The following is a 25,021-nucleotide window of genomic DNA, read 5'->3' on the forward strand; positions in this document are numbered from 1 at the left end:
CGACTGAGTTGCAGATAGCTTACGGCTCCAACGTATGCATCCGCGGCACGGTGCCCAGGGTCATGTCAGGTGACCCAGCTTGTCCGGGTTCCGGATCAGGTACAGCTGGGTGATCCGGCCGTCCGTGCTCGTCATGAACGTGACAGTGTCCGGCTGGTCGTCGAAGTACGCGACGTAGGCCCGCTCGTCGTTCAGCGTCGCCATCCGGATCTCGAACCCCGGGTTGTCCGCGAGTACCGCGAACAGCCAGCGGGCGATCTTCTCCGCGCCCTGGATCGGCCGGAGCGCGGCCCGCTTCTTGCCGCCGCCGTCGCTGATCAGTACGGCGTCCGGCGCCAGCAGCGCGACCACCTCGTCGAAGTCGCCGGACCCGGCGGCCTGCATGAACCGCATCGTCAGCTCGTCGTGCCGGGCCTTGTCGACGCGGTGCCGCGGCTGCCGGGCGTGCACGTGTTCGCGGGCTCGATGGGCGAGCTGCCGGACGGCGGACTCCGACCGCCCGAGCGTGTCCGCGATCTCGTCGTACGGCAGCTCGAAGACCTCCCGCAGGACGAACGTCGCGCGCTCGAGCGGGGACAGCGTCTCCAGTACGACGAGCATCGCCATGCTGACCGAGTCCGCCAGCTCGACCGCGGCGGCCGGATCGTCGTCGTCGACCGCCAGCGGCTCGGGCAGCCACGGGCCGACGTACGACTCCCGCCGGGCCTTCTGCTCGCGGAGCTTGTTGAGCGCGAGCCGGGTGGTGATCCGGATCAGGTACGCACGCGGGTCGCGGATGCCTTCGATGGTCTGGTGATCGATCGCCGACCAGCGCAGCCACGCCTCCTGGACCACGTCCTCCGCGTCGCTGACACTCCCGACCACCCGGTACGCCGCCCCGATCAGCACCTGGCGATGCTCCGCGAACTCGGCCGCGAGCTGCTCGCTGGTCACTGCACCGGCCTCAGTTCGCAGTACTCCTTGAAGCCCTGGCTGGTGAGGCCGAGCGCGGCGTTCGTACGGGAGCGGTAGTTCTCCAGCGACACGACTGCCGTGAGCTCGACCAGCTGCTCGTCGGTGAGCTCTGCCCGCAACCGCTCGACCTGCTCGTCGGTGACCTCCGGCGGGGTCGCCGACATCGCTTCGGCGTAGTCCATCACCGCGCGCTCCAGATCCGAGTAGACATCGCTGTCACGCCACCCTGGCACATCCCGCAGCTTGGCCTGGTCGACACCCAGGTGATGGAACTCCCAGTACCCGAAGTCCACGCACCAGCTGCACCCGATCCGGGCCGACGTCACCATCACGGCGAGCGCCTTCAGCCCTGGCTCCAGCTTGTTCCATCGAGCGGCGGACCCCTCCATCATCAGCATCGTGGTCAGCACCCGCCGGTTGTGCAGCGCCGCCTTCCCGGGATCCAGTACCTCGCCGTACTTCCGCCGGCTGCCCCACTCGGCCAGCCGGACGAACCACGTCCGCCGGTGTTCCAATCCGATCCGCGCCATCTCGTCCTCCAAGGTTCGTCGTCGACCCCTGGACACGCCTCAGGTGGTTGGCTGTGACATGACCCCGCTCACACCACCGACCCCCGTTGGATATTCTTCCGGATCATGGCATACTCATTCACATGAGTGTGAAGGTGGCGGTGGCCGGTGCCAGCGGATATGCGGGGGGCGAGCTGCTCCGGTTGCTGAGCAGCCATCCGGAGGTGGAGATCGGCGCGCTGACCGCCGGCGGGAACGCCGGTACGGCGCTCGGCCTGCACCACCCGCACCTCGTGCCGCTGGCCGGGCGCATCCTGGTCGAGACCACGGCGGAGAACCTCGCCGGTCACGACGTGGTGTTCCTGGCCCTGCCGCACGGACAGTCCGCCGTCATCGCCGAGCAGCTCGGAGCCGAAGACAATACAGTCACCGTGATCGACTGCGGCGCGGACTTCCGGCTGACGGAGGCCGAGGCGTGGATCGAGTTCTACGGCGGCGAGCACGCCGGCTCGTGGCCGTACGGGCTCCCGGAGCTCCCGGGGCAACGGGACAAGCTCCGCGGGTCGAACCGAGTCGCCGTACCGGGTTGTTACCCCACCGTCTCCACACTGGCCCTGCTGCCCGCCGTTCAGGCTGGACTCGTCGACGCGGGGCAGCTCGTGGTCGTCGCGGTCAGTGGTACGTCGGGCGCGGGCAAGGCCCCGAAGACGCATCTGCTCGGCGCCGAGGTGATGGGCTCCGCGTCGGCGTACGGCGTCGGCGGCGTGCACCGGCATACCCCGGAGATCGAGCAGAACCTCACGCCGTACGCCGAGGTGCCCGTGAGCGTCTCGTTCACGCCGGTGCTCGCGCCGATGGCCCGCGGGATCCTCGCGACCTGCAGCGCGCCCGTTGCCGAGGGCACCGACTACGCGACGCTCCGGAAGGCATACGAGGACGCGTACGGCGACGAGCCGTTCATCCACCTGCTGCCCGAGGGACAGTGGCCGCAGACGCAGGCGACCCTCGGCGCGAACACCGTGCAGTTGCAAGTCGCCCTGGACCAGCGCACCGGCCGCGCCGTCGTCGTGGCCGCGATGGACAACCTCACCAAGGGCACCGCCGGCGCCGCCGTGCAGTGCATGAACCTGGCCACCGGTCTCGACGAGACCCTGGCCCTTCCTCTCGTAGGAGTAGCCCCGTGACCGTCGATATCACCCCGGACGCTGCGCTGGATCTTGGAGTCGATCGGAGCGCCGGAGTGACCGCGCCGGCCGGCTTCCGCGCGGCCGGGGTGATCGCCGGGATCAAACCAGCCGGTACGCCGGACCTCACCGTCGTGGTCAACGACGGCCCTGCCGATGTCGCTGCCGGCGTCTTCACCACCAACAAGGTGAAGGCCGCGCCGGTGCTGTGGTCGCAGCAGGTGCTGACCGCCGGCGCGTTGAAGGCCGTCGTCCTGAACTCGGGCGGTGCCAACGCGTGCACCGGTCCGGAAGGTTTCCAGGACACCCACAAGACCGCCGAGAAACTGGCTTCCGTCTTGGGAGTGGGCGCCGCCGAGATCGGTGTCTGCTCGACCGGCCTGATCGGCGAACGGCTCCCGATGGACAAGCTGCTCCCCGGGATCGATGCGGCCGTCGCCGCTCTGGGCGACGGCGCCGAGGCCGGTCTGGCCGCGGCGACCGCGGTGATGACGACCGACAACGTGCCGAAGCAGGCGGCCCTGAAACACCCGGACGGCTGGAGCATCGGCGGCTTCGCGAAAGGCGCCGGCATGTGCGCGCCGAACATGGCGACGATGCTGAGCGTGCTCACCACCGACGCCGTACTCGACCAGCCGCACCTCGACCACGCGCTCCGGAACGCGGTCGGCAAGACGTTCAACCGGCTCGACGTCGACGGCGGTACGTCGACCAACGACACCGTGCTGCTGCTCAGCTCGGGCGCGTCCGGCGTGACCGTGACGCCCGAGGCGTTCGAGGCCGCGCTGACCGCCCTGGCTGCTGACCTGGTGAAGCAGTTGCAGGCGGACGCGGAGGGCGTCACCAAGCACGTGAGCATCACGGTCCAGGGCGCGGCGTCCGAGGCGGAGGCGCTGGCCGCCGCGAAGATCGTTGCCGAGGACAACCTGTGCAAGACCGCGTTCTTCGCCTCCGACCCGAACTGGGGCCGGATCGCGATGGCGGTCGGCAACGCCCCGACCGCGTTCGACCCTTCGCTGCTCGACATCACGCTGAACGGCGCTGCCATCTGTGTCGCCGGCGGCAAGGGCGCCGACCGCTCCGAGGCCGACCTGAGCGGCCTCGAGATCGACGTACTCATCGATCTGCATGCAGGCCCCGCGTCCGCGACTGTCCTCACCACGGACCTCTCGCACGCGTACGTCGAAGAGAACTCGGCGTACTCCTCATGACTGTGCACATTGCCTCGCTGCCGCTCGGCGGTTCATGGGGCTGTGACTCCCGGCCTTCCCTCGTCGCTCCAGTCGCTGCGCTCCCTGCGCTCCTCAGTCCAGGCCGGGAGGCCCCATGAACACCCATGCGGACGCGGTCGAGAAGGCCGCCGTACTGACCGAAGCCTTGCCTTGGCTGAAGGAGTTCCACGGCAAGACGGTCGTCGTGAAGTACGGCGGGAACGCCATGGTCGACGACAAGCTCAAGCAGGCGTTCGCGTCCGACATCGTCTTCCTCCGGTACGCCGGGGTGCGGGTCGTCGTCGTCCACGGCGGTGGGCCGCAGATCAGCGACATGCTCGGCCGGCTCGGGATCGACAGCGAGTTCCGCGGCGGGCTCCGGGTCACCACGCCCGAGGCGATGGACGTCGTCGGCATGGTGCTGGTCGGCAAGGTCGGCCGTGAGCTGGTCGGGCTGCTGAACGCGCACGGCCCGTTCGCGGTCGGGATGTCCGGCGAGGACGCGGGCCTGTTCACCGCGGAACGGCGTACCGCGCTGGTCGACGGCGAGCAGGTCGACATCGGGCTGGTCGGCGACGTCGTCGAGGTCCGGCCGGAGGCGGTGGTCGACCTGATCGACGCCGGCCGGATCCCGGTGGTGTCGACGATCGCGCCGGACGAGGACGGCCAGGCGCACAACGTGAACGCCGACACCGCGGCCGCGGCGCTCGCGGTCGCGCTCGGGGCCGAGAAGCTCGTCGTACTCACCGATGTCGCCGGGCTGTACCGCAACTGGCCGGACAGCGACGAGATCATCACCCAGATCGACGCGGCCGAGCTGGCAGAGCTGCTGCCGTCACTGGCGTCCGGCATGGTCCCGAAGATGGAGGCCTGCCTGCGCGCGGTCGAGTCGGGCGTCTCCCGGGCGACCGTCATCGACGGCCGGGTGCCGCACTCGCTGCTGCTGGAGATCTTCACCGACGCCGGAAGTGGAACCCAGGTGATCCCGTCATGACCGAGCTTCTCACTGTCGACGGCACGCAGAGTGCGTTGACCCAGCGGTACACGAGTGCGCTGATGAACACCTTCGGGGCGCCGAAGCGCGTGCTGGTCCGCGGCGAGGGCGCGTACCTGTGGGATGCCGACGGCAACAAGTACCTCGACCTGCTCGGCGGGCTCGCGGTGAACTGCCTCGGCCACGCGCACCCTTTCGTGGTTTCCGCCGTCACCTCGCAGCTCGCCACGCTGGGCCATGTCTCGAACTTCTTCGCGTCCGCACCGCAGATCGCGCTGGCCGAGAAACTGCTCGGTCTCTTCGACGCCCCGGGCAAGGTGTTCTTCACGAACTCCGGCACCGAGGCGAACGAGGCCGCGTTCAAGATCACCCGGCGGACCGGCCGGACCAAGATCGTCTCGACTGTCGGTGCCTTCCACGGGCGGTCGATGGGCGCGCTCGCGATCACCTGGAAGCCGGCGTACCGGGAGGCCTTCGCGCCGCTCCCGGGCGACGTGGAGTTCGTGCCGTACGGCGATGCCGAGGCGCTGGCCGCCGCCGTCGACGACCAGACAGCGGCCGTGGTGCTCGAGCCGATCCAGGGCGAGAACGGCGTCGTCGTACCGCCGGACGGCTACCTGCGGGCGGCGCGACGGATCACGTCCGAGCACGGCGCGCTGCTGTGGATCGACGAGATCCAGACCGGGATCGGGCGGACCGGGACCTGGTTCGCTTTCGAGCCCGAGGGGATCACGCCGGACCTGGTGACCGTGGCGAAGGGCCTCGGCGCCGGCATCCCGATCGGCGCCTGCATCGGGCTGGGCGCGGCCGCGGACCTGCTGCAGCCGGGGAACCACGGGACGACGTTCGGCGGCAACCCGGTCGCGGCGATCGCGGGCCTCGCGGTACTGACCGTGATCGAGCGAGACGGCCTGCTCGACCAGGTGAATGCCATCGGCAACCACCTCGCGTCGGCCGTGACCGCGCTCGACCATCCGCTGATCGGCGGCGTCCGCGGGCGCGGTCTGCTGCTCGCGATCCAGCTGAACAAGCCGGTGTCGGACCAGGTGGCGGCGCTGGCGCTGGAGGCCGGCTTCGTGATCAACAATCCGATCCCGGACGCGTTGCGGCTGGCGCCGCCGTACATCCTCAGCAAGGCTGATGCGGACAGTTTCGTCGCGGCCCTCCCGGGCTTGCTCGACAAGGTGGAGGCGTGATGGTGAGGCACTTCTTGCGGGACGACGACCTGTCGCCGGTCGAGCAGGACGAAGTACTCACGCTGGCCGCTCAGCTGGCGGGGGACCGGCACGGGCACAAGCCGCTCGACGGGCCGAAGACCGTGGCGGTGATCTTCGACAAGACCTCGACCCGGACGCGGATCTCCTTCGCCGTCGGGATCGCCGAGCTCGGCGGTTCGCCGCTGATCATCGACGCCCAGACGTCGCAGCTCGGCCGCGGCGAGCCGATCGCGGACACCGCGCGGGTGCTGGACCGGCAGGTCGCGGCGATCGTCTGGCGGACGTTCGCACAGACGCGGATCGAGGAGATGGCGGCCGCGTCGTCGGTACCGGTCGTGAACGCGCTCACCGACGAGTTCCACCCGTGCCAGATCCTCGCGGACCTGCAGACCGTCCGGCAGCACAAGGGGCCGACAGCCGGGCTGAAGCTCGTGTACCTCGGCGACGGCGCGAACAATATGGCGCACTCGTACCTGCTCGGCGGGGCGACGGCCGGCCTGCACGTCGTGGTCGGCTCGCCGGCCGAGTACCAGCCGGACCCGGCGATTCTGTCCCGTGCCGCGGAGATCGCCGCCACGACCGGTGGATCGGTGGCGTGGACCGCGGATGCCGTCCAGGCCGTTGACGGTGCCGACGTACTCGCCACCGACACCTGGGTGTCGATGGGACAGGAGACCGAGGCGGCGGACCGCGAGGCGCCGTTCGTGCCGTACGCCGTGACCGAGCAACTGCTCGCCAAGGCCAAGCCGGACGCGATCGTGCTGCACTGCCTGCCCGCCTATCGTGGCAAGGAGATCGAGGCGGCCGTGATCGACGGACCGCAGTCGGTCGTCTGGGACGAGGCCGAGAACCGGCTGCACGCGCAGAAGGCGCTGCTGTCGTGGCTGCTGGCAAGGAGTTTCGAGGGATGAGCGAGCGAAGCGAGTTCATCATCAAGCACAGCGCGCTTCGTGCCTCATCCGCGCCCGGAGCGAAGCGAGGACGTGGATGAGCTACGCCGTACCGACCACCAAGACCGCGCGGCAGCAGCGGATCGTCGATCTGCTCGGGCGGCAGCCGGTGCGGTCCCAGACCGAGCTGGCCGACCTGCTCGCCGCGTCCGGCCTGGTGGTCGGGCAGGCGACGCTGTCGCGGGACCTGGTGGAGATCGGTGCGGTCAAGGTCCGCGACGCGACCGGCCAGCTCGTGTACGCCGTACCGGGGGAGGGCGGTGACCGTACGCCGCGTGCCGGCGAGGCCGCCGCGTTCGAGGCGCGGCTGGCCCGGGTCGCGTCCGAACTCCTGGTCTCCGCCGAGGGCAGCGCCAACCTGGTCATCCTCCGAACCCCGCCGGGTGCGGCCCAGTACTTCGCGTCGGCGATCGACCACGTGGGTCTGGACGACGTCCTCGGCACCATCGCCGGCGACGACACCGTCATGGTCGTCTCCCGCAAGCCCACCGGAGGTGAGGCCCTCGCAGCCCGCTTCCTGAGCCTGGCCCAGCGCGCCGAGGCCAGGCCCGACCGACCGGCGCAGCCATTGAAGGATCTGACGGTCGACTAGCGCGAACGCTCCGGACCTCTTCCGCCAAGTACGGACCGAAGGCATCGTGCCTCCAGGGAGGAGGGCCATGGGCAACTGGTTCGAGGCGCAGGTCGAGGAACACGGGGCCTCAATTCACGCCTACCTGGCCCGGCGGACTGTGAGCGGCGTCGCGGACGACCTGCTCGGCGACGTCTGGGTGGCGGCGTACAGCGCGCGGTCGTCGTACGACCCGTCGCTGGGATCTGCCCGTGCGTGGCTGTTCGGTGTCGCCCGGCATGTCCTGCACGGTTACTACCGTAAGGAGTACCGCAAGCAACGGCTCCGAGTACGACGCCTCGTCGACCGACCGATCGACGAAACAGCCGCGGTCGACGCCCGCCTGGACGCGGCCGCCCTCGGGCCCGCTCTGCGTACGGCGCTCCGTGAGCTGCCGGCCGCCGAACGTGAACTGCTGCTCCTGGTCGCCTGGGAGAACCTGACCCCGTCCGACGCCGCGCAGGTCCTCGGCATCCCGGCCGGAACCGCCAGATCCCGGCTTTACCGCGCCAGACAACGTATGGACGAACGCCTCGCCGGTTCGGGCCAAACACAGGACGAACGCACCCGGCAGGAGGCCGAACGATGAACACCACCAACCACTGGGACGAGCTGAAATCCGCCGGCCAGGTCGTACCGCCATCACCCGAAGTCCTCGCGCATGCGCGAGGACGCCTCGAGACAACCCAACGTCGACCTACCCGCCGCCCACTGGTTGCCCTGGTCGCGGCAGGTGCGGCGACCGCTGCGGTGATCGGCGGAGTCGCCGTCTACCGACACGACGCGGGACAGGTCTCAGGGACGCCGGCTCCGACGCCCGCTCCGGCCGTTCCGAGCCAGGGCGCCGCCGCATCCTGTGTTTCCGCCTATTCGCTCGAGCAGTTGAAGAAGCGGCCCTTCGCCTTCGACGGAACCGTGCTGTCCGTCGCACCTGCACCGCAGCGGGGACCGCTGCCGGCGTACGCCCTGACTTTCGCAGTGAACCAATGGTTCACGTCGAGTAAGCCACCCAAGCAGGTGGTGCTCGTGACCTACAGACCCCCGGGCGTCACGAGCATGCCCAGCGAGTCCGGGCCGGTGTACACGGTTGGCAGCCGGCTGTTGGTCACAGGCGCTGTATCCGATCCGACGAGCCGGGGCTCGGAGACGCTCCTCCTGTGGGGCTGCGGGTTCAGCCGGCCGTACAACCCGACGGATGCCGCGACCTGGCGGAAGGCGTTTGGCAAGTGACTGAGAGGATGTTTGCGTGAGTTCAGGTGAGAAAGCAGCCCTGTGGGGCGGACGGTTCGCGGGTGGTCCGGCGGATGCGTTGGCGGCGTTGAGCAAGTCGACGCAGTTCGACTGGAGGCTGGCGCCGTACGACATTGCGGGGTCGAAGGCGCACGCCAAGGTGCTGCACCGTGCGGGGCTGCTGTCCGACGACGACCTGACGGCGATGCTGGCCGGCCTCGACGGGCTGCTGGACGACGTACTGTCCGGAGAGTTCCTCCCTGCTCCGGAGGACGAGGACGTGCACACGGCTCTGGAGCACGGGCTGCTGGTGCGGCTCGGTCCTGAGCTGGGCGGGCGGCTGCGGGCAGGGCGGTCGCGGAACGACCAGGTGGCGACGCTGTTCAAGAGCTACCTGAGGGAGCACGGCCGGATCATCGGGCGGCTGGTGCTGGACCAGGTGAACACGCTGGCGGACCGGGCGTCACAGCACCTCGGTGTGGCGATGCCTGGGCGTACCCACCTTCAGCACGCGCAGCCGGTGCTGCTGTCCCACCAGCTGCTCGCGCATGCCTGGCCGTTGATCCGGGACCTCGACAGGCTGGCCGACTGGGACGCCCGCGTTGCGGCGGACTCGCCGTACGGCTCGGGTGCGCTGGCCGGTAGCTCGCTGGGGCTGGACCCGGTCTTCGTCGCGCAGGAGCTCGGGTTCACGAACTCGTCGGCGAACTCGATCGACGGTACGTCGTCCCGGGACTTCGTCGCGGAGTTCGCGTTCGTCACCGCGCAGATCGGCATCGACCTGTCCCGGCAGGCCGAGGAGGTGATCATCTGGGCGACGAAGGAGTTCGGTTTCGTCGAGCTGGACGACGCGTTCTCGACCGGGTCGAGCATCATGCCGCAGAAGAAGAACCCGGACATCGCGGAGCTCGCCCGCGGCAAGGCCGGGCGGTTGATCGGCAATCTCACCGGGCTGCTCGCGACGCTGAAGGCGCAGCCGCTCGCGTACAACCGCGACCTGCAGGAGGACAAGGAGCCGGTGTTCGACTCCATCGACACCCTCGAGGTGCTGCTGCCCGCGTTCACCGGGATGATCCGGACCCTCCGCTTCAACACCGCCCGTCTCGAGGAGCTTGCTCCCCAAGGCTTCTCGCTGGCGACCGACATCGCCGAATGGCTGGTCCGCCAGCAGGTCCCGTTCCGGGTCGCCCACGAACTCGCCGGCGCCTGCGTCCAGGAATGCGAAAAACGCGGCATCGAACTCTGGGACCTCACCAACGAGGACCTGGCCGCGATCTCCCCACACCTCACCCCCGAAGTCCGCACAGTCCTCACCGTCCAAGGCTCCCTGTCCTCCCGCAACACCCGAGGCGGCACCGCCCAACCCCAGGTTGAAGCCCAACTAGCCGAACTCAAAACCCAAACCACCAACCACACCACCCGCCTCACCTAACCCACCACCGGCCAGGCCCGACTCCACCCACCGGCCGGACGCGCCACCTGCCTGGGCTAACCACCCTCCGGCCGGACACGGCGGGCTTGACGCGACCCACTGGCCGGTCCGGCTGCTGCCGACCACCAGCGCGGGACAGCTCTGTAAACAGCCCGGCGGGTGAGCCGGCCGGAGGACCGGCGCACCCGCCGGTCGCCTAAGGTGCTGCGCATGCGGCGTTCTGTTCTGGCTGGTCCTGTGTTGGAGGTCGCGCCGAGGTTGCTGGGAATGGTGCTGCGAAGCACCACACCAGACGGAACAGTCGCCGTCCGCCTCACCGAGGTCGAGGCGTACGACGGCGCTAACGACCCGGGCTCACACGCCTACCGCGGCCCGACAGCCCGCACCGAGGTGATGTTCGGCCCACCCGGCCACCTGTACGTCTACTTCACCTACGGCATGCACTTCTGCATGAACGTCGTCGCCGGCCCCGACGGCAAACCGTCCGCCGTCCTGCTCCGCGCGGGCGAGGTCATCGAAGGCCTCGACCTCGCCCGAACCCGCCGCGGCCACCCCGCCGACCACGCGGTCGCCTTCAACCAGTCCGCCGTACGCAAAGTCCCCGTACGCAAAGTCCCCGTACGTAATGTCCCCGTACGCAAAGGCCCCGTCGCGAAGCTCCCCAAGCCGAACCCCGACCGCGACCTCGCCCGCGGCCCTGCCCGCCTGTGTGTTGCCCTCGGCATCGGACGCGAAGGCAACGGCATCGACCTGCTCGCGAAGAACGCCCCCATCCAGCTCCTCGACGGCCCCGGCTACGACGGCGTACCGGCGACCGGCCCACGCGTCGGGCTCCGCGACGCAGCCGACCGCCCGTGGCGCTTCTGGATCCCCAACGACCCGACGGTCTCGCCGTACCGCCCCCACGTCCCCAAGAAACGCCCCTAACGCCGCGCCAACTCCAGCACATAATCCAGCTGCGGCAACCCGTGCTCCACCTCCGGATCCGGGAAGAGCCCGACATGCTGAACGCCGGCCGCCTCCAACCCGTCGATGTGCGCGGCCGCGTCCTCCACCGTCCCGATCGCACCGATCGCCGTCCACCACTCGCTCGGCATCCCGACCAGCCCGGCCTCGCCGCTCGCGTCGTACAGCTTCTGCAACTCGTCGAAGAACGGCAACGCGGTCAACTGCGGCGCCCGATCGGCGATCCGCCACCCGAGCCACGGCGCGGTCCACTCGTACGCCGACTTCCGGTCCTCCCGCACGCACATCGCCGTGAACGTCGCGACCACGAACCCCTCGGGCGACCCGGCGTACTCCACCGATTGCCGCACGTACGCCGCGGTCGCCGGCTCCGCGAGCACGACCCCGTCCGCGACCCGCCCCGCGAGCGCCATCGACTTCGGCCCCTGCACGCCGAGCAGGATCGGCGGCACCACGGCCGGCGGCGCGTCGAGCTTCACCTTGTCGAGGTACACCTCCTTGCCCTCGAAGCTGACCTCCTCGCCGCGCAGCAACCGGGCGACACTCGTGGTGACCTCCTCGAGCGCTGTCAGCGGCGACTTCGGCCGTACCCCCATCTGCCCCATCCACGACTGCACGCCATGACCGATGCCGGGCAGGAAGCGCCCCGGCCCGAGCGCCTCCAGCGTCGCGAACTCCATCGCGGTCACGGCCGCCGTCCGCACCACGCCCGGCACGATCCCGAGCCCGACGGTCAACCGCTCGGTCGAGGTCAGCGCGGCCGACACCAGCGACGGTCCGGCGGTGAAGAAGCAGTCCTCGATGATCCACAGCTCGTCCGCCCCACCCTGGTCGAGCCGGCGTGCCACGTCGGTGACGAGCGCGGCCGGATAGGTACGCGGGAAGCACATTCCGATAGCGGTCATGGAGAGACCGTAGAAGACGCCGCCGACAGTTCGCTCGGCAGCTCGCTCGGCAGTTCGTGAAGGCCGCGTCAAAGGTGTCCACGGACCGCGAGTGAGGGCGACTAGGGCCCCGTGCGACGGGTAGGTTTCTGGTATGGCCCGTCCGCACTACTCGTCCCGTCTCGAGGACTGGTTCAACGCCGGGGTGCAGGTGGTGTTGCGGCGGCGCGGCTGGCAGGAGCGGATCATCCCGCAGGTCGGGTACGGCAACACCGAGTTCGTCCGCGTACTGGCGCGCGTGGTGCTCGGCCGCGACCCTCGTAACCAGCCGCGGTACGACGAGGACCAGGTGGTGCGCGGGTGGCGCGCGTTCGTAACAGCGCCGGCGACGAAGGTGCCGGTCACGGTGACGGTCAGCGGGCAGACGTTCGACACCGTCACCGACCGCGGCGGCTTCATCGATCTGACGGTTCCGGTGGTGCTGCCGCCGGGCTGGCACGAGATCGTGCTGGGTGTGCACGGCGACCGGCAGGCCCGGGCGCGGATCTTCGTCCCGGATCCGGACGCGACGTTCGGTCTGGTCAGCGACATCGACGACACCGTGATCCTCACGATGCTGCCGCGTCCGCTGATAGCAGCCTGGAACACGTTCGTACGGGACGAGCAGGCGCGCCGCGTCGTACCAGGGATGGCAGGCCTCTACGAGGAGCTGCTGGCGGACCACCCGGGTGCGCCGATGTTCTACCTGTCGACGGGCGCGTGGAACACCGCCCCGACGCTGACCCGCTTCTTCGCACGGCACGGGTACCCGCCGGGGCCGTTGCTGATGACGGACTGGGGACCTACGAATACAGGCTGGTTCCGTAGCGGCCAGGAGCACAAGCGGACCGCCCTACGCCGACTGGCACGTGAGTTCCCGAAGGTGCAGTGGGTGCTGGTCGGTGACGACGGTCAGCACGACCCCCAGCTGTACGGCGACTTCGCGCAGACACACCCGGACCACGTCCTCGCCATTGGCATCCGCCAGCTGACACCGGCCGAGCAGGTGCTGTCGCACGGTTTACCGGTGCCCAACGCGGACCCTGGCGCCCACGACCCGCAACGGCCGACCGCAGTCACGGTGCAAGGACCGGACGGGCACGCGCTCCGTCCGCAGCTGCGTTCGGTGCTCACGCGTCCCGAGACCACCTGAGCGGCTACTTCTCGCCGTACAGGACACTAGTGGTGACCGACGTACTCGAGGAGAGAACTAGTGACCGAACGCCGCACTCAGGTACTTGACGACCTGGAGAGCCGTGGCCTGATCGCCCACTCCACCGATCCAGACGCCCTGCGGGCCTCGATGGCGGCGGGGCCGATCACCTCGTATGTCGGTTTCGACCCCACCGCGCCCAGCCTGCACATGGGGAACCTGCTGCAGCTGCTGACCCTGCGCCGGCTCCAGCTCGCCGGCCACAACCCGATCGGGCTCGTTGGTGGCGCCACCGGATTGATCGGTGACCCCAAGGAGACGTCCGAGCGGGTGCTGAACCCCAAGGACCTCGTCCACGAGTGGGTCGAGCGGGTGCGCGGTCAGGTCGAGAAGTTCATCGACTTCGACCAGTCGCTGCCGAACCCGGCCCCGGATCGTCAACAACTACGACTGGACCAAGGACCTCAACACCCTCGACTTCCTGCGGGACATCGGGAAGCACTTCCCGGTGAACCGGATGCTCGGCCGTGAGGTGGTGAAGGCGCGGCTGGAGCAGGGGATCAGCTACACGGAGTTCAGCTACGTGCTGCTGCAGTCGCTGGACTTCCTGGAGCTGTACCGGCGGCACAACTGCACGCTGCAGACAGGTGGCAGCGACCAGTGGGGGAACCTGACAGCCGGCGTGGAGCTCATCCGCCGTACTGACCAGGGCAAAGCGCATGCGTTGGCGACACCACTGGTGACGAAGGCGGACGGGACCAAGTTCGGGAAGACCGAGTCCGGGACCGTGTGGCTGGACCGGGAGCTGACGACGCCGTACGCGTTCTACCAGTTCTGGTTCAACAGCGACGACCGCGACGTGATGCAGCTGGTGCGGTTCTACACGTTCCGTACGGCGGAAGAGATCGCCGCGCTGGAGCAGGCAACTGCTGAACGCCCACAGGCCCGGGAAGCGCAACGCGTACTGGCGGATGACGTGACGACGCTGGTGCACGGTGCTGAGGAGACCCGGCGCGTGCAGGAAGCGTCGAAGGCGTTGTTCGGCCAGGGGGAGCTGGGGTCGCTGGACGGCGCCACGCTCGTCGCGGCACTCCGCGAGGCACCGCATGTGGAGTTGGGTGCGGGTGAACAGATGCCGACGTACGGCGACCTGCTGGTGAAGTCCGGGCTGGTCGCGAGCAAGTCGGCTGCCCGCCGGACGGTGTCCGAGGGCGGGGCGTACCTGAACAACGAGAAGGTGAAGGACGCGGAGTACGTGCCGGCCGCGGACGACCTGCTGCCGGGTGGTGTGCTGGTGCTGCGGCGCGGGAAGCGTTCATTTGCAGGGGTTCTGGCTTCGCCTGCGCAGGGCTGACGGCTTGTCGCTGCTCGGATGTGGGGTGGGCTCCAATCCCACATCCGGGTTGCCAACGGCAAATTACAAGCCTGTGATTCAGCCCACCGGGGGCCGATTTGACCGGCCACCTGCGAGCCACGTACTGTTCTTCTTGTTGGAAGCGAGGCGCGGGACGCGAAAGCGGCCGGTCGCTCCAAAACCCCCAAAGGCTAGCTCAGCCGGAACGTGTCTTCGGACTCGGGTCGGCCAGCAGGACGCGGGTGGGGATCGAGAAAAACTGGGTCTTGACTCGGTGGATCTGGTCCGGTAGAGTAACGCAGGTTGCCCCGGGAGACTGGCTGCAAGGCCAAGCTGCGGTGTGCGCCCGATTCTTGAGAACTCAACAGCGTGCCGAAAGTCAATGCCGAAAGATGCATTAACCCCGTTTACAGGCATTAGATGACGATCCTTAGCCCCCCAGGTTTCTGGGTTGGGTGTGGGATGGTTGTTGTCTGTGGCGGATTCCTTTGAAATATAACGGATGACAAGTCAGTTTGATTTGTTTCTGATGTTCAAAGGATCATTCGATGTTGTTGACTCTCTGGGCTTCGGCTCAGCTTGTCTATATTTTTCAACGGAGAGTTTGATCCTGGCTCAGGACGAACGCTGGCGGCGTGCTTAACACATGCAAGTCGAGCGGTAAGGCCCCTTCGGGGGTACACGAGCGGCGAACGGGTGAGTAACACGTGAGCAACCTACCCTCAACTTTGGGATAAGCCTCGGAAACGGGGTCTAATACCGGATAATACTATGGGCCTCATGGTTTGTGGTTGAAAGTTCTGGCGGTTGGGGATGGGCTCGCGGCCTATCAGCTTGTTGGTGGGGTAGTGGCCTACCAAGGCGTCGACGGGTAGCCGGCCTGAGAGGGCGACCGGCCACACTGGGACTGAGACACGGCCCAGACTCCTACGGGAGGCAGCAGTGGGGAATATTGCGCAATGGACGAAAGTCTGACGCAGCAACGCCGCGTGAGGGATGACGGCCTTCGGGTTGTAAACCTCTTTCAGCAGGGACGAAGCGAGAGTGACGGTACCTGCAGAAGAAGGACCGGCCAACTACGTGCCAGCAGCCGCGGTAATACGTAGGGTCCGAGCGTTGTCCGGAATTATTGGGCGTAAAGGGCTCGTAGGCGGTTCGTCACGTCGGGAGTGAAAACTCGGGGCTCAACCCCGAGCCTGCTTCCGATACGGGCAGACTAGAGGTAGGCAGGGGAGAGCGGAACTCCTGGTGTAGCGGTGGAATGCGCAGATATCAGGAAGAACACCGGTGGCGAAGGCGGCTCTCTGGGCCTTACCTGACGCTGAGGAGCGAAAGCGTGGGTAGCGAACAGGATTAGATACCCTGGTAGTCCACGCCGTAAACGTTGGGCGCTAGGTGTGGGGGACATTCCACGTCCTCCGTGCCGCAGCTAACGCATTAAGCGCCCCGCCTGGGGAGTACGGCCGCAAGGCTAAAACTCAAAGGAATTGACGGGGGCCCGCACAAGCGGCGGAGCATGCGGATTAATTCGATGCAACGCGAAGAACCTTACCTGGGTTTGACATATAGGGAAATCCTCCAGAGATGGGGGGTCCGTAAGGGTCCTATACAGGTGGTGCATGGCTGTCGTCAGCTCGTGTCGTGAGATGTTGGGTTAAGTCCCGCAACGAGCGCAACCCTCGTCCTATGTTGCCAGCACGCCCTTCGGGGTGGTGGGGACTCATAGGAGACTGCCGGGGTCAACTCGGAGGAAGGTGGGGATGACGTCAAGTCATCATGCCCCTTATGTCCAGGGCTTCACGCATGCTACAATGGCCGGTACAAAGGGCTGCGAAACTGTAAGGTGGAGCGAATCCCAAAAAGCCGGTCTCAGTTCGGATTGGGGTCTGCAACTCGACCCCATGAAGTCGGAGTCGCTAGTAATCGCAGATCAGCAACGCTGCGGTGAATACGTTCCCGGGCCTTGTACACACCGCCCGTCACGTCATGAAAGTCGGCAACACCCGAAGCCGGTGGCCTAACCCTTGTGGAGGGAGCCGTCGAAGGTGGGGCTGGCGATTAGGACGAAGTCGTAACAAGGTAGCCGTACCGGAAGGTGCGGCTGGATCACCTCCTTTCTAAGGAGCACTTGGCGCTCATGTTGTGGGTGTCCATGTCATCACTTTCTCAGGCGAATGTTCTGGGGGTGATGGTGCTTCGGATTGTGGAACATTGACCATTAGGTCTGGAACTTGTGTTGTTCTTGCTAGTACTGCTGATCCTTTGGGGTGGGCGTGGAATGTGGGGATGGTGTGAGGGATGGGCCGAGGCGCGCTGTTGGGTCCTGAGGGATCGGGCTCTGGACTCGTGTGAGTTCGGGGACTGTTTCTTCAAGGGTCACGGGCCAACTGGGTGTTTCTGGTTGGTTGGGTGGCTGGGGCCGGCTCTCACCAGACTGCGGTGGGGTTCATTCTTCTGGGTGTGTTGTTTCCCTGGTGGGGTGGGTTTCTGCGGTGTGTGGTGGTTTTGGGTTGGTGTTCCTGCCCGTATTTTGAGAACTGTATAGTGGACGCGAGCATCTCTTTGTAGCGTAATTTTGCTTTTAGTTTTTGTGACAAGCTACTAAGGGCAATCGGTGGATGTCTTGGTACCAAGAGCCGATGAAGGACGTTGGAGCCTGCGATAAGCCCCGGGGAGTTGGCAACCGAGCTGTGATCCGGGGGTGTCCGAATGGGGAAACCCAGCTGGCATTCTAAAGCCAGTTACCAGTGCCTGAACACATAGGGTTCTGGAGGGAACGCGGGGAAGTGAAACATCTCAGTACCCGCAGGAAGAGAAAACAATAGTGATTCCGTGAGTAGTGGCGAGCGAAAGCGGATGAGGCTAAACCATGTGCGTGTGATAGCCGGCGTGCGTTGCGCATGTGGGGTCGTGGGAGCATTCAGATACTAATGCCGTGGTGTCAGAGAGTTATCAATCGTTGTTGAAGTCGAATCTTCTGGAATGTTGAGCCGTAGTGGGTTATAGCCCTGTAGGCGTAAGACAGCGACTCTCGAGTGTTTTCCCAAGTAGCACGGGACTCTTGAAATTCCGTGTGAATCTGGCGGGACCACCCGCTAAGCCTAAATACTTCTTGGTGACCGATAGCGGACTAGTACCGTGAGGGAAAGATGAAAAGTACCCCGGGAGGGGAGTGAAATAGTACCTGAAACCGATTGCCTACAATCCGTCGGAGCATTCCCTTGTGGGGTGTGACGGCGTGCCTTTTGAAGAATGAGCCTGCGAGTTAGTGGTGTGTGGCGAGGTTAACCCGTGTGGGGTAGCCGTAGCGAAAGCGAGTCTGAATAGGGCGCTTTAGTCGCATGCTCTAGACCCGAAGCGGAGTGATCTATCCATGGGCAGGTTGAAGCGTGGGTAAGACCGCGTGGAGGACCGAACCCACCAGGGTTGAAAACCTGGGGGATGACCTGTGGATAGGGGTGAAAGGCCAATCAAACTCCGTGATAGCTGGTTCTCCCCGAAATGCATATAGGTGCAGCGTCGCGTGTTTCTTACCGGAGGTAGAGCACTGGATGGTCTAGGGGGCTTACCGGCTTACCGAAATCAGCCAAACTCCGAATGCCGGTAAGTGAGAGCGCGGCAGTGAGACTGCGGGGGATAAGCTCCGTAGTCGAGAGGGAAACAGCCCAGATCACCAGCTAAGGCCCCTAAGCGATTGCTAAGTGGAAAAGGATGTGGAGTTGCCCAGACAACCAGGAGGTTGGCTTAGAAGCAGCCACCCTTGAAAGAGTGCGTAATAGCTCACTGGTCAAGTGATTCCGCGCCGACAATGTAGCGGGGCTCAAGCAATCCGCCGAAGCTGTGGCACTCACATGTGTACTCGGTGTCTTTGGACATCCAGGTGTGTGGGTGGGTAGGGGAGCGTCGTGCAGCGTGTGAAGCAGCCTAGTGATGGAGTTGTGGATGCTGCACGAGTGAGAATGCAGGCATGAGTAGCGAATGACGGGTGAGAAACCCGTCCGCCGAATGATCAAGGGTTCCAGGGTCAAGCTAATCTGCCCTGGGTAAGTCGGGACCTAAGGCGAGGCCGACAGGCGTAGTCGATGGACAACGGGTTGATATTCCCGTACCGGCATTAACACGACCCGACCGAATCTGCTGATGCTAAGCCAATGAAACCATGATGTCTTCGGATGGATTGGTGGGGTTGGTGGCCCGAGGTGGTAGTAGGTGCATTGAGGAGTGACGCAGGAGGGTAGTCCAACCGCGGCGATGGTAGGCGTAAGCTGATCCGCGGGCAAGGTGGTAGGGCGAGGCATAGGCAAATCCGTGTCTTATTTAGCCTGAGAGCCGAGGCGGACCCGTTTAGGGGAAGTGGATGATCCCATGCTGCCGAGAAAAACTTCGCAGTGAGTGTTAGAGCCGCCCGTACCCCAAACCGACACAGGTGATCAGGTAGAGAATACCAAGGCGATCGAGTGAACCATGGTTAAGGAACTCGGCAAAATGCCCCCGTAACTTCGGGAGAAGGGGGACCGGATCCGTTACCTTACTTGCTGAGGGAAGCGGTGATGGTCGCAGAGACCAGGCCCAAGCGACTGTTTACTAAAAACACAGGTCCGTGCGAAGAAGTAATTCGATGTATACGGACTGACGCCTGCCCGGTGCTGGAACGTTAAGGGGACAGGTTAGCTGGTTTTGGCCGGCGAAGCTTTGAACTTAAGCGCCAGTAAACGGCGGTGGTAACTATAACCATCCTAAGGTAGCGAAATTCCTTGTCGGGTAAGTTCCGACCTGCACGAATGGCGTAACGACTTGGGCGCTGTCTCAACCGTGGACTCGGCGAAATTGCATTACGAGTAAAGATGCTCGTTACGCGCAGCAGGACGGAAAGACCCCGGGACCTTTACTACAACTTGGTATTGGTGGTCGGTACAATTTGTGTAGGATAGGTGGGAGACTGTGAAGCTCGGACGCCAGTTCGGGTGGAGTCATCGTTGAAATACCACTCTGATTGTTCTGGCTGTCTAACTTTGGTCCGTTATCCGGATCAGGGACAGTGCCTGGTGGGTAGTTTGACTGGGGCGGTCGCCTCCTAAAAGGTAACGGAGGCGCTCAAAGGTTCCCTCAGCCTGGTTGGCAATCAGGTGTTGAGTGTAAGTGCACAAGGGAGCTTGACTGTGAGACAGACATGTCGAGCAGGGACGAAAGTCGGAACTAGTGATCCGGCGGTGGCATGTGGGAGCACCGTCGCTCAACGGATAAAAGGTACCCCGGGGATAACAGGCTGATCTTCCCCAAGAGTCCATATCGACGGGATGGTTTGGCACCTCGATGTCGGCTCGTCGCATCCTGGGGCTGGAGTAGGTCCCAAGGGTTGGGCTGTTCGCCCATTAAAGCGGCACGCGAGCTGGGTTTAGAACGTCGTGAGACAGTTCGGTCCCTATCCGCTGCGCGCGCAGGAGACTTGAGAAGGGCTGCCCCTAGTACGAGAGGACCGGGGTGGACGAACCTCTGGTGTGCCAGTTGTTCCGCCAGGAGCACGGCTGGTTGGCTACGTTCGGGAGTGATAACCGCTGAAAGCATCTAAGCGGGAAGCACGCTTCAAGATGAGGTCTCCCACCGGGTTAACCGGGTAAGGCCCCCAGTAGACCACTGGGTTGATAGGCCAGAGGTGGAAGCGCCGTAAGGTGTGGAGCTGACTGGTACTAATAGGCCGAGGGCTTGTCACTTATCTAAACTTCAAGCCTTGAGTTGCGCTCTGTAACGATGTTCGCGTTCACTGTATAGTTCCCAGGATACGGTCACCCCAGCAGCCCTTTTTGTGGTTCTGTGTTGGTTGATAGTGTTCTTATAGAGTTTCGGTGGCCATAGCGTCGGGGAAACACCCAGTCTCCATTCCGAACCTGGAAGTTAAGCCCTTCAGCGCCGATGGTACTGCGACCGGGAGGTCGTGGGAGAGTAGGACGCTGCCGGACATTCACACTGTTAAGGGCCACCCCGCGAGGGGTGGCCCTTAACATTTCCCCAGACGAATACACACTTGATGAACGACGCGCGGTGTCCCGGCAAGCGTCGTACGTGCAAGATCGGCAGCCGCGTGTTATCGGCTTTTGCCAATTGCCGGCGTTTCCCGCTCGGGTGACGATCGAACGGTGACTTTGCTCGAGAAACTCGTTATGACGTCGCTCAAGCGCGAACTACCGACACGTGCAGATGCGCTTCAGGTGCTCGCGGGCGAGGACGAGCTCGTGGACGTGGTGGCTGCGGCGTTCAAGGTACGACGTGAGTTCTTCGGGCGGCGGGTGAAGCTGAATACGATCGTCAATCTGAAGAGCGGATTGTGCCCGGAGGATTGCGCCTACTGTTCGCAGCGTCTCGGCTCGACCGCGGACATCCTGAAGTACTCGTGGATCGACTCCGTTGAGGCCGCGCAGCTCGCCGGCGATGCCGTCGCAGCCGGCGTGAAGCGGGTCTGCCTGGTTGCAAGCGGGCGCGGCCCAGGTGATCGTGATATCCGCCGCGTTGAGAGTGTGATCGGCGCGATCAAGGATGAGCACCCGCAAGTAGAAATCTGTGTCTGCCTCGGGCTGCTCCAGGCTGGGCAGGCCGAGCGGCTGCGTGCTGCCGGGGCTTACGCGTACAGCCACAACCTGAACACCAGCGAGCAGCGTTACGGCGACATCTGTACGACGCATACGTACGGGGACCGGGTCGAGACCCTGCAACGTGCGGCGCGAGGTGGGTTGTCGCCGTGCTCGGGCGCGATCTTCGGCATGGGGGAGTCGGACGACGAGATCGTCGATCTGGCATTCGCGCTGCGCGAGCTCGATCCGGACTCGGTGCCGGTGAACTTCCTGATCCCGTTCGAGGGAACGCCACTGGGAGGGCGCTGGGAGCTGACCCCGGAGAGGTGCCTGCGGATTCTCGCCCTGTTCCGTTTCTGCTTTCCGGACGTCGAGGTGCGCTTGGCCGGCGGCCGGGAGATCCATCTGCGCGGACTGCAGGTGCTGGCGCTGCACGTGGCGAACTCGATCTTCCTCGGCGACTACCTCACCAGCGAGGGGCAGCCGGGCGCTGACGATCTACAGCTGATCGCTGACGCCGGCTTCACCGTCGAGGGACTCGACCACACGACATCGCCGGATGTACGCCACGACCTGGTCACCCCCAGACGCCGCGGTGCCGGAACCAGCCCACGCAGAGACGCCTAACGCCGTGACGCCCGAGCTGGTGCGCGGGCTGGTGCCTGAGGTTGTGGCGCTGGAGGTGGTGCGCGGAGCGGTGCCTGAGGCTGTGGCGCCGAAGGCGGCGCGCGTGGCGGTGGGTGCGGCGGTGGCGGTGCGTGGGGCGGTGGATGTGGTGGTGCCGGAGGGGGTGCTCGTGGCGACGGTTAACACAGCCCGGTCCGGTGCCCATCACGGTGCCGTCGGCCGCCAGCGTCGGCCGCGGGTGTGGTCGGCGGTGGGCGTGGCGATGGTGATCGCGGGGGTCGCCGGGTGGCGGGGGACGTGTCAGTCATCCTGGTCCTCGCCGTCGGCCACCGCTTGTGGTCGATCGGCCTGCGGGCTGTTCGGGTGGTGATCGGTGGGCTGCCTGTGGGCGGACCTCGCGGGGCCTGACCCACTTGTGGGGATGAGGGTTGGTGGGAAATGGTCGGATGCGGTGGATCGATGGTTGGGACGGTAACGTTTGTCCGATTACTGATCTTCAGCATTGTTAGGAGTCATCGTGGCGACGCCACCTCGCAATCCTCGCTCCGGTTCTGGGGACCGTCGCGGTTCCTCCGGGGGCGCCGGCCGTTCCGGCCGTACTGGTGGTGGACGTTCTGACTCCGGTAACCGGTCGGGTTCCGGTGGGGCTGGTTCTGGTCGATCGGGGGGTCGTCCGGGATCCGGCAGTGGGTCTGGTGGCGGTCGGGGCGGTTCCGGTGATGGTCGCGGGGCTCCGGGGCGTGGCGGTTCGGGCGCCGGGTGGTCCGGATCGGGTGGGGGACAGTCGGCTTCCGGTGGTGCTCGTTCGGGCGGTCCCCGGTCGAGCGGTGGGCCACGTTCGAGCGGTGACCCTCGTTCGGGTGGTGGGCCACGTTCGAACGGCGGGCCCCGGTCGAGTGGTGGACCCCGGTTGGGCGGCGGACCTCGATCGGGTGGTGGCGGTGGTGGCGGTGCTCGTGGGGGCGCCGGCGGACGGTCTGGTGGGGCGCCGGTGCGGCGTAGTGGGATTGCTGGTGGGCGGTCCGGGGCTGGGCGTTCGGGTTCCGGCGATCGCGATGAGAACTCGTTCGAGAACCGGCGTGGGTTTGTTGGGTCCCGAGGGGATGACAAGGATCGGCGGGATCCGTTCCGCGGGCAGATGTCCGGCGAGGGGCGAGACGATCGGTCCGGTGGATATCGCCGGGACGAGCGCGGCGGCGCGCGTGGTGCCGGCGCGGGCCGTGGGATAGCCGGTTCGCGACGCGACGATCGCGGTGGGTTCCGCCGGGACGACCGCGGTGGTGACGACCGTGGTGGGTTCCGGCGCGATGAGCGTGGTGGGGACAGCCGTGGTGGGTTCCGGCGCGACGACCGTGGAGGTCAAGGGTCGGCTGGGTATCGGCGGGATGATCGCGGCGGCGACGACCGCGGAGCCCGGCGGGACGAGCGTGGTGGTCAGGGCGCTGGTGGGTATCGGCGGGATGACCGTGGCGAGGATCGCGGTGGGTTCCGGCGGGACGACCGTGGGGGCGACGACCGTGGTGGGTTCCGGCGCGATGAGCGTGGTGGGGACAGCCGTGGTGGGTTCCGGCGCGACGACCGTGGAGGTCAAGGGTCGGCTGGGTATCGGCGGGATGATCGCGGCGGCGACGACCGCGGAGCCCGGCGGGACGAGCGTGGTGCAGACAGCCGTGGCGGGTTCCGGCGCGACGACCGTGGGGTTCAAGGGTCGGGCGGGTATCCGCGGGATGACCGTGGCGGCGACGACCGCGGAGCCCGGCGGGACGAGCGTGGTGGTCAGGGCGCTGGTGGGTATCGGCGGGATGACCGTGGCGAGGATCGCGGTGGGTACCGGCGGGATGATCGCGGCGGTGACGACCGCGGGTCCCGGCGGGATGAGCGTGGTGGGGACGAGCGTGGGTTCCGGCGGGATGAGCGTGGGGATTCGCGGGGGCGGGTTGATGGGCGTGGTCGTGGGGGCGGTGCTGGTGGGGCCGGGCGCGGGGCTGGGGCTGGTGGTGCTGGGCGTGGGGGCGTTCGGCGGGATGAGCGTGGGGGCCGGGACGAGCGGCGTGGGGGGCCGCGGCGGGAGGAGCGGGAGGAGAGGGTTGGGCCTCGGCGGGACGATCCGAAGATTCCGGAGGGGATCACGGGGGCTGAGCTCGATCGTGGGGTGAAGGCTGAGCTGCGGTCGTTGCCGCGGACGTTGGCGGATCTGGTGGCGCAGCACCTGGTGGCGTCCGGGCGGTTCCTCGACGAGGACGCGGAGCTTGCGTATCAGCATGCGCGTACGGCGCGGCGGCTGGCGGCGCGGCTCGGCGGAGTGCGCGAAGCCGTCGCGATTACGGCGTACCTGGCTGAGCACTACGACGAGGCGTTGACCGAGTTCAGGGCCGTACGGCGGATGACCGGGAACCACGAGGTGCTCGCGATGATGGCCGACTGCGAGCGCGCGCTTGGGCGGCCCGAGAAGGCGCTGGCGCTGACGAAGGACAAGCACGCTCGTGAGCTGTCGGAGCCGACGCAGGTCGAGCTGCTGATCGTGGCGGCCGGCGCGCGGCGGGATCTCGGGCAGACGACGGCGGCGATTCAGATGCTCGAGGTGCCGGAGCTGACCAAGCGGACGCGGGCGGAGTGGTTGCCGCGGCTGCGGTACGCGTACGCCGACGCGTTGGCGGAGGTTGGGCGGACCGATGACGCGCTCGTGTGGTTCCACCGGGCGGCTGGGGTCGACGGTGACGGTGTGACCGGCGCGGCCGAGCGGGCGGCGGAGTTGGAGGGGCTCGAGTTCACCGACCTCGACGATGACGATGGTGTGGTGGACGACGAGTACGTCGACGAGGCGGACACCGGCGACGAGACCGGCGAAGCGGACGACGAGACCGCCGACGAAGCGGACGATGTCGACGGGACGGATGACGACACCGACGACGGCACGGACGATGTCGACCGGACGGACGACACCGTCGATGAAGCGGACGATGTCGGCGGCACGGACGATGTCGGCGAAACCGGCGAAACCGGCGAAACCGGCGAAACCGGCGAAACCGGCGAAACCGGCGATGGCGGCGACGGTACGGACGTCGAGGACCTCGGCGAGGTCGAGGGCGGATCTGCTGAAGGTGTGGCGGGCGGGGAGAGCAAGGGCGGCGGGGAGTAGGG

The 25,021-nt window shown here is 66.3% G+C and carries 17 protein-coding genes, 3 rRNA genes and 1 pseudogene; 18 read left to right on the forward strand and 3 right to left on the reverse strand.

Annotated elements, in window-relative coordinates; genetic code table 11:
- Positions 1-60: 60 nt before the first annotated feature.
- Together JOF29_RS09145 and JOF29_RS09150 are read right to left on the reverse strand one after the other, a co-directional pair.
- The gene (locus JOF29_RS09145; protein ID WP_209693779.1) at positions 61-933 is read right to left on the reverse strand and encodes an RNA polymerase sigma-70 factor; all 873 of its coding nucleotides are present in this window, start codon (positions 931-933) and stop codon (positions 61-63) included.
- On the reverse strand, positions 930-1,484 hold the full coding sequence (locus JOF29_RS09150; protein WP_209693780.1) for a carboxymuconolactone decarboxylase family protein: 555 nt from the start codon (positions 1,482-1,484) through the stop codon (positions 930-932). Before JOF29_RS09150 ends, JOF29_RS09145 begins: the two co-directional genes overlap by 4 nt.
- A 122-nt stretch (positions 1,485-1,606) precedes the next feature.
- Between JOF29_RS09150 and argC the strand changes: the two genes are divergently transcribed.
- The 10 genes from argC (at position 1,607) to JOF29_RS09200 (ending at position 11,218) form a co-directional block, all read left to right on the forward strand.
- A complete protein-coding gene (gene argC, locus JOF29_RS09155) occupies positions 1,607-2,647 on the forward strand; it encodes an N-acetyl-gamma-glutamyl-phosphate reductase (RefSeq protein ID WP_209693781.1) in 1,041 nt (346 codons plus the stop codon).
- Positions 2,644-3,858, forward strand: a complete 1,215-nt coding sequence (gene argJ, locus JOF29_RS09160; RefSeq protein ID WP_209693782.1) for a bifunctional glutamate N-acetyltransferase/amino-acid acetyltransferase ArgJ — start codon at positions 2,644-2,646, stop codon at positions 3,856-3,858. Before argC ends, argJ begins: the two co-directional genes overlap by 4 nt.
- 115 nt (positions 3,859-3,973) lie before the next feature.
- Positions 3,974-4,852, forward strand: coding sequence for an acetylglutamate kinase (gene argB / locus JOF29_RS09165; protein WP_209693783.1), 879 nt, complete (start codon positions 3,974-3,976; stop codon positions 4,850-4,852).
- Positions 4,849-6,048: an acetylornithine transaminase gene (locus tag JOF29_RS09170; protein WP_209693784.1), complete on the forward strand. Its 1,200-nt coding sequence runs from the start codon at positions 4,849-4,851 to the stop codon at positions 6,046-6,048. The genes argB and JOF29_RS09170 overlap by 4 nt, the downstream gene beginning before the upstream one ends.
- Positions 6,048-6,980, forward strand: a complete 933-nt coding sequence (gene argF, locus JOF29_RS09175) for an ornithine carbamoyltransferase (RefSeq protein ID WP_209693785.1) — start codon at positions 6,048-6,050, stop codon at positions 6,978-6,980. Before JOF29_RS09170 ends, argF begins: the two co-directional genes overlap by 1 nt.
- Positions 6,981-7,056: 76 nt before the next feature.
- The gene (locus JOF29_RS09180) at positions 7,057-7,611 is read left to right on the forward strand and encodes an arginine repressor (RefSeq protein ID WP_209693786.1); all 555 of its coding nucleotides are present in this window, start codon (positions 7,057-7,059) and stop codon (positions 7,609-7,611) included.
- Between the two features lie 67 nt (positions 7,612-7,678).
- Positions 7,679-8,218 (forward strand): RNA polymerase sigma factor, encoded by a 540-nt coding sequence (locus tag JOF29_RS09185; RefSeq protein WP_209693787.1) that lies wholly within the window; start codon positions 7,679-7,681, stop codon positions 8,216-8,218.
- Complete coding sequence (locus JOF29_RS09190; RefSeq protein WP_209693788.1) at positions 8,215-8,859, forward strand: hypothetical protein; 645 nt, start codon at positions 8,215-8,217, stop codon at positions 8,857-8,859. Before JOF29_RS09185 ends, JOF29_RS09190 begins: the two co-directional genes overlap by 4 nt.
- 16 nt (positions 8,860-8,875) lie before the next feature.
- The gene (gene argH / locus JOF29_RS09195; protein ID WP_209693789.1) at positions 8,876-10,291 is read left to right on the forward strand and encodes an argininosuccinate lyase; all 1,416 of its coding nucleotides are present in this window, start codon (positions 8,876-8,878) and stop codon (positions 10,289-10,291) included.
- Between the two features lie 210 nt (positions 10,292-10,501).
- Positions 10,502-11,218, forward strand: a complete 717-nt coding sequence (locus tag JOF29_RS09200; RefSeq protein WP_209693790.1) for a DNA-3-methyladenine glycosylase — start codon at positions 10,502-10,504, stop codon at positions 11,216-11,218.
- On the opposite strand, the gene JOF29_RS09205 is transcribed toward JOF29_RS09200, so the two are convergent.
- Positions 11,215-12,162 (reverse strand): LLM class flavin-dependent oxidoreductase, encoded by a 948-nt coding sequence (locus JOF29_RS09205; protein WP_245357517.1) that lies wholly within the window; start codon positions 12,160-12,162, stop codon positions 11,215-11,217. The two genes, JOF29_RS09200 and JOF29_RS09205, sit on opposite strands and share 4 nt — an antisense overlap.
- Positions 12,163-12,295: 133 nt before the next feature.
- Between JOF29_RS09205 and JOF29_RS09210 the strand changes: the two genes are divergently transcribed.
- From JOF29_RS09210 to JOF29_RS09245, 8 genes and pseudogenes are all read left to right on the forward strand, one after another.
- Positions 12,296-13,333 (forward strand): App1 family protein phosphatidate phosphatase, encoded by a 1,038-nt coding sequence (locus tag JOF29_RS09210; protein WP_209693791.1) that lies wholly within the window; start codon positions 12,296-12,298, stop codon positions 13,331-13,333.
- A 60-nt stretch (positions 13,334-13,393) separates the two neighbouring features.
- Positions 13,394-14,687: pseudogene (gene tyrS, locus JOF29_RS09215) on the forward strand (tyrosine--tRNA ligase).
- A gap of 592 nt (positions 14,688-15,279) precedes the next feature.
- Positions 15,280-16,804, forward strand: a 16S ribosomal RNA gene (locus JOF29_RS09220).
- A gap of 474 nt (positions 16,805-17,278) precedes the next feature.
- Positions 17,279-20,398, forward strand: a 23S ribosomal RNA gene (locus JOF29_RS09225).
- A 128-nt stretch (positions 20,399-20,526) separates the two neighbouring features.
- Positions 20,527-20,644: ribosomal RNA gene (gene rrf, locus JOF29_RS09230) — 5S ribosomal RNA — on the forward strand.
- The 16S, 23S and 5S rRNA genes sit together here, the layout of an rRNA operon.
- A gap of 201 nt (positions 20,645-20,845) precedes the next feature.
- On the forward strand, positions 20,846-21,880 hold the full coding sequence (bioB, locus tag JOF29_RS09235) for a biotin synthase BioB (protein ID WP_209696048.1): 1,035 nt from the start codon (positions 20,846-20,848) through the stop codon (positions 21,878-21,880).
- A gap of 1,277 nt (positions 21,881-23,157) precedes the next feature.
- The gene (locus tag JOF29_RS09240) at positions 23,158-24,036 is read left to right on the forward strand and encodes a hypothetical protein (protein WP_209693792.1); all 879 of its coding nucleotides are present in this window, start codon (positions 23,158-23,160) and stop codon (positions 24,034-24,036) included.
- The gene (locus tag JOF29_RS09245; RefSeq protein WP_307863229.1) at positions 24,033-25,019 is read left to right on the forward strand and encodes a tetratricopeptide repeat protein; all 987 of its coding nucleotides are present in this window, start codon (positions 24,033-24,035) and stop codon (positions 25,017-25,019) included. The genes JOF29_RS09240 and JOF29_RS09245 overlap by 4 nt, the downstream gene beginning before the upstream one ends.
- Positions 25,020-25,021 lie beyond the last annotated feature (2 nt).

Origin of the sequence: Kribbella aluminosa, assembly GCF_017876295.1 — a bacterium.
GTDB lineage: Bacteria > Actinomycetota > Actinomycetes > Propionibacteriales > Kribbellaceae > Kribbella > Kribbella aluminosa.

Bases quoted from the DNA above. Each gene is read 5' to 3' on its own strand.
- JOF29_RS09150 (WP_209693780.1), bottom strand. From the start codon at position 1,484: ATGGCGCGGATCGGATTGGAACACCGGCGGACGTGGTTCGTCCGGCTG.
- argC (WP_209693781.1), top strand. From the start codon at position 1,607: ATGAGTGTGAAGGTGGCGGTGGCCGGTGCCAGCGGATATGCGGGGGGC.
- argB (WP_209693783.1), top strand. From the start codon at position 3,974: ATGAACACCCATGCGGACGCGGTCGAGAAGGCCGCCGTACTGACCGAA.
- JOF29_RS09170 (WP_209693784.1), top strand. From the start codon at position 4,849: ATGACCGAGCTTCTCACTGTCGACGGCACGCAGAGTGCGTTGACCCAG.
- argF (WP_209693785.1), top strand. From the start codon at position 6,048: ATGGTGAGGCACTTCTTGCGGGACGACGACCTGTCGCCGGTCGAGCAG.
- JOF29_RS09180 (WP_209693786.1), top strand. From the start codon at position 7,057: ATGAGCTACGCCGTACCGACCACCAAGACCGCGCGGCAGCAGCGGATC.
- JOF29_RS09185 (WP_209693787.1), top strand. From the start codon at position 7,679: ATGGGCAACTGGTTCGAGGCGCAGGTCGAGGAACACGGGGCCTCAATT.
- JOF29_RS09190 (WP_209693788.1), top strand. From the start codon at position 8,215: ATGAACACCACCAACCACTGGGACGAGCTGAAATCCGCCGGCCAGGTC.
- JOF29_RS09200 (WP_209693790.1), top strand. From the start codon at position 10,502: ATGCGGCGTTCTGTTCTGGCTGGTCCTGTGTTGGAGGTCGCGCCGAGG.
- JOF29_RS09205 (WP_245357517.1), bottom strand. From the start codon at position 12,162: ATGACCGCTATCGGAATGTGCTTCCCGCGTACCTATCCGGCCGCGCTC.
- JOF29_RS09210 (WP_209693791.1), top strand. From the start codon at position 12,296: ATGGCCCGTCCGCACTACTCGTCCCGTCTCGAGGACTGGTTCAACGCC.
- bioB (WP_209696048.1), top strand. From the start codon at position 20,846: ATGACGTCGCTCAAGCGCGAACTACCGACACGTGCAGATGCGCTTCAG.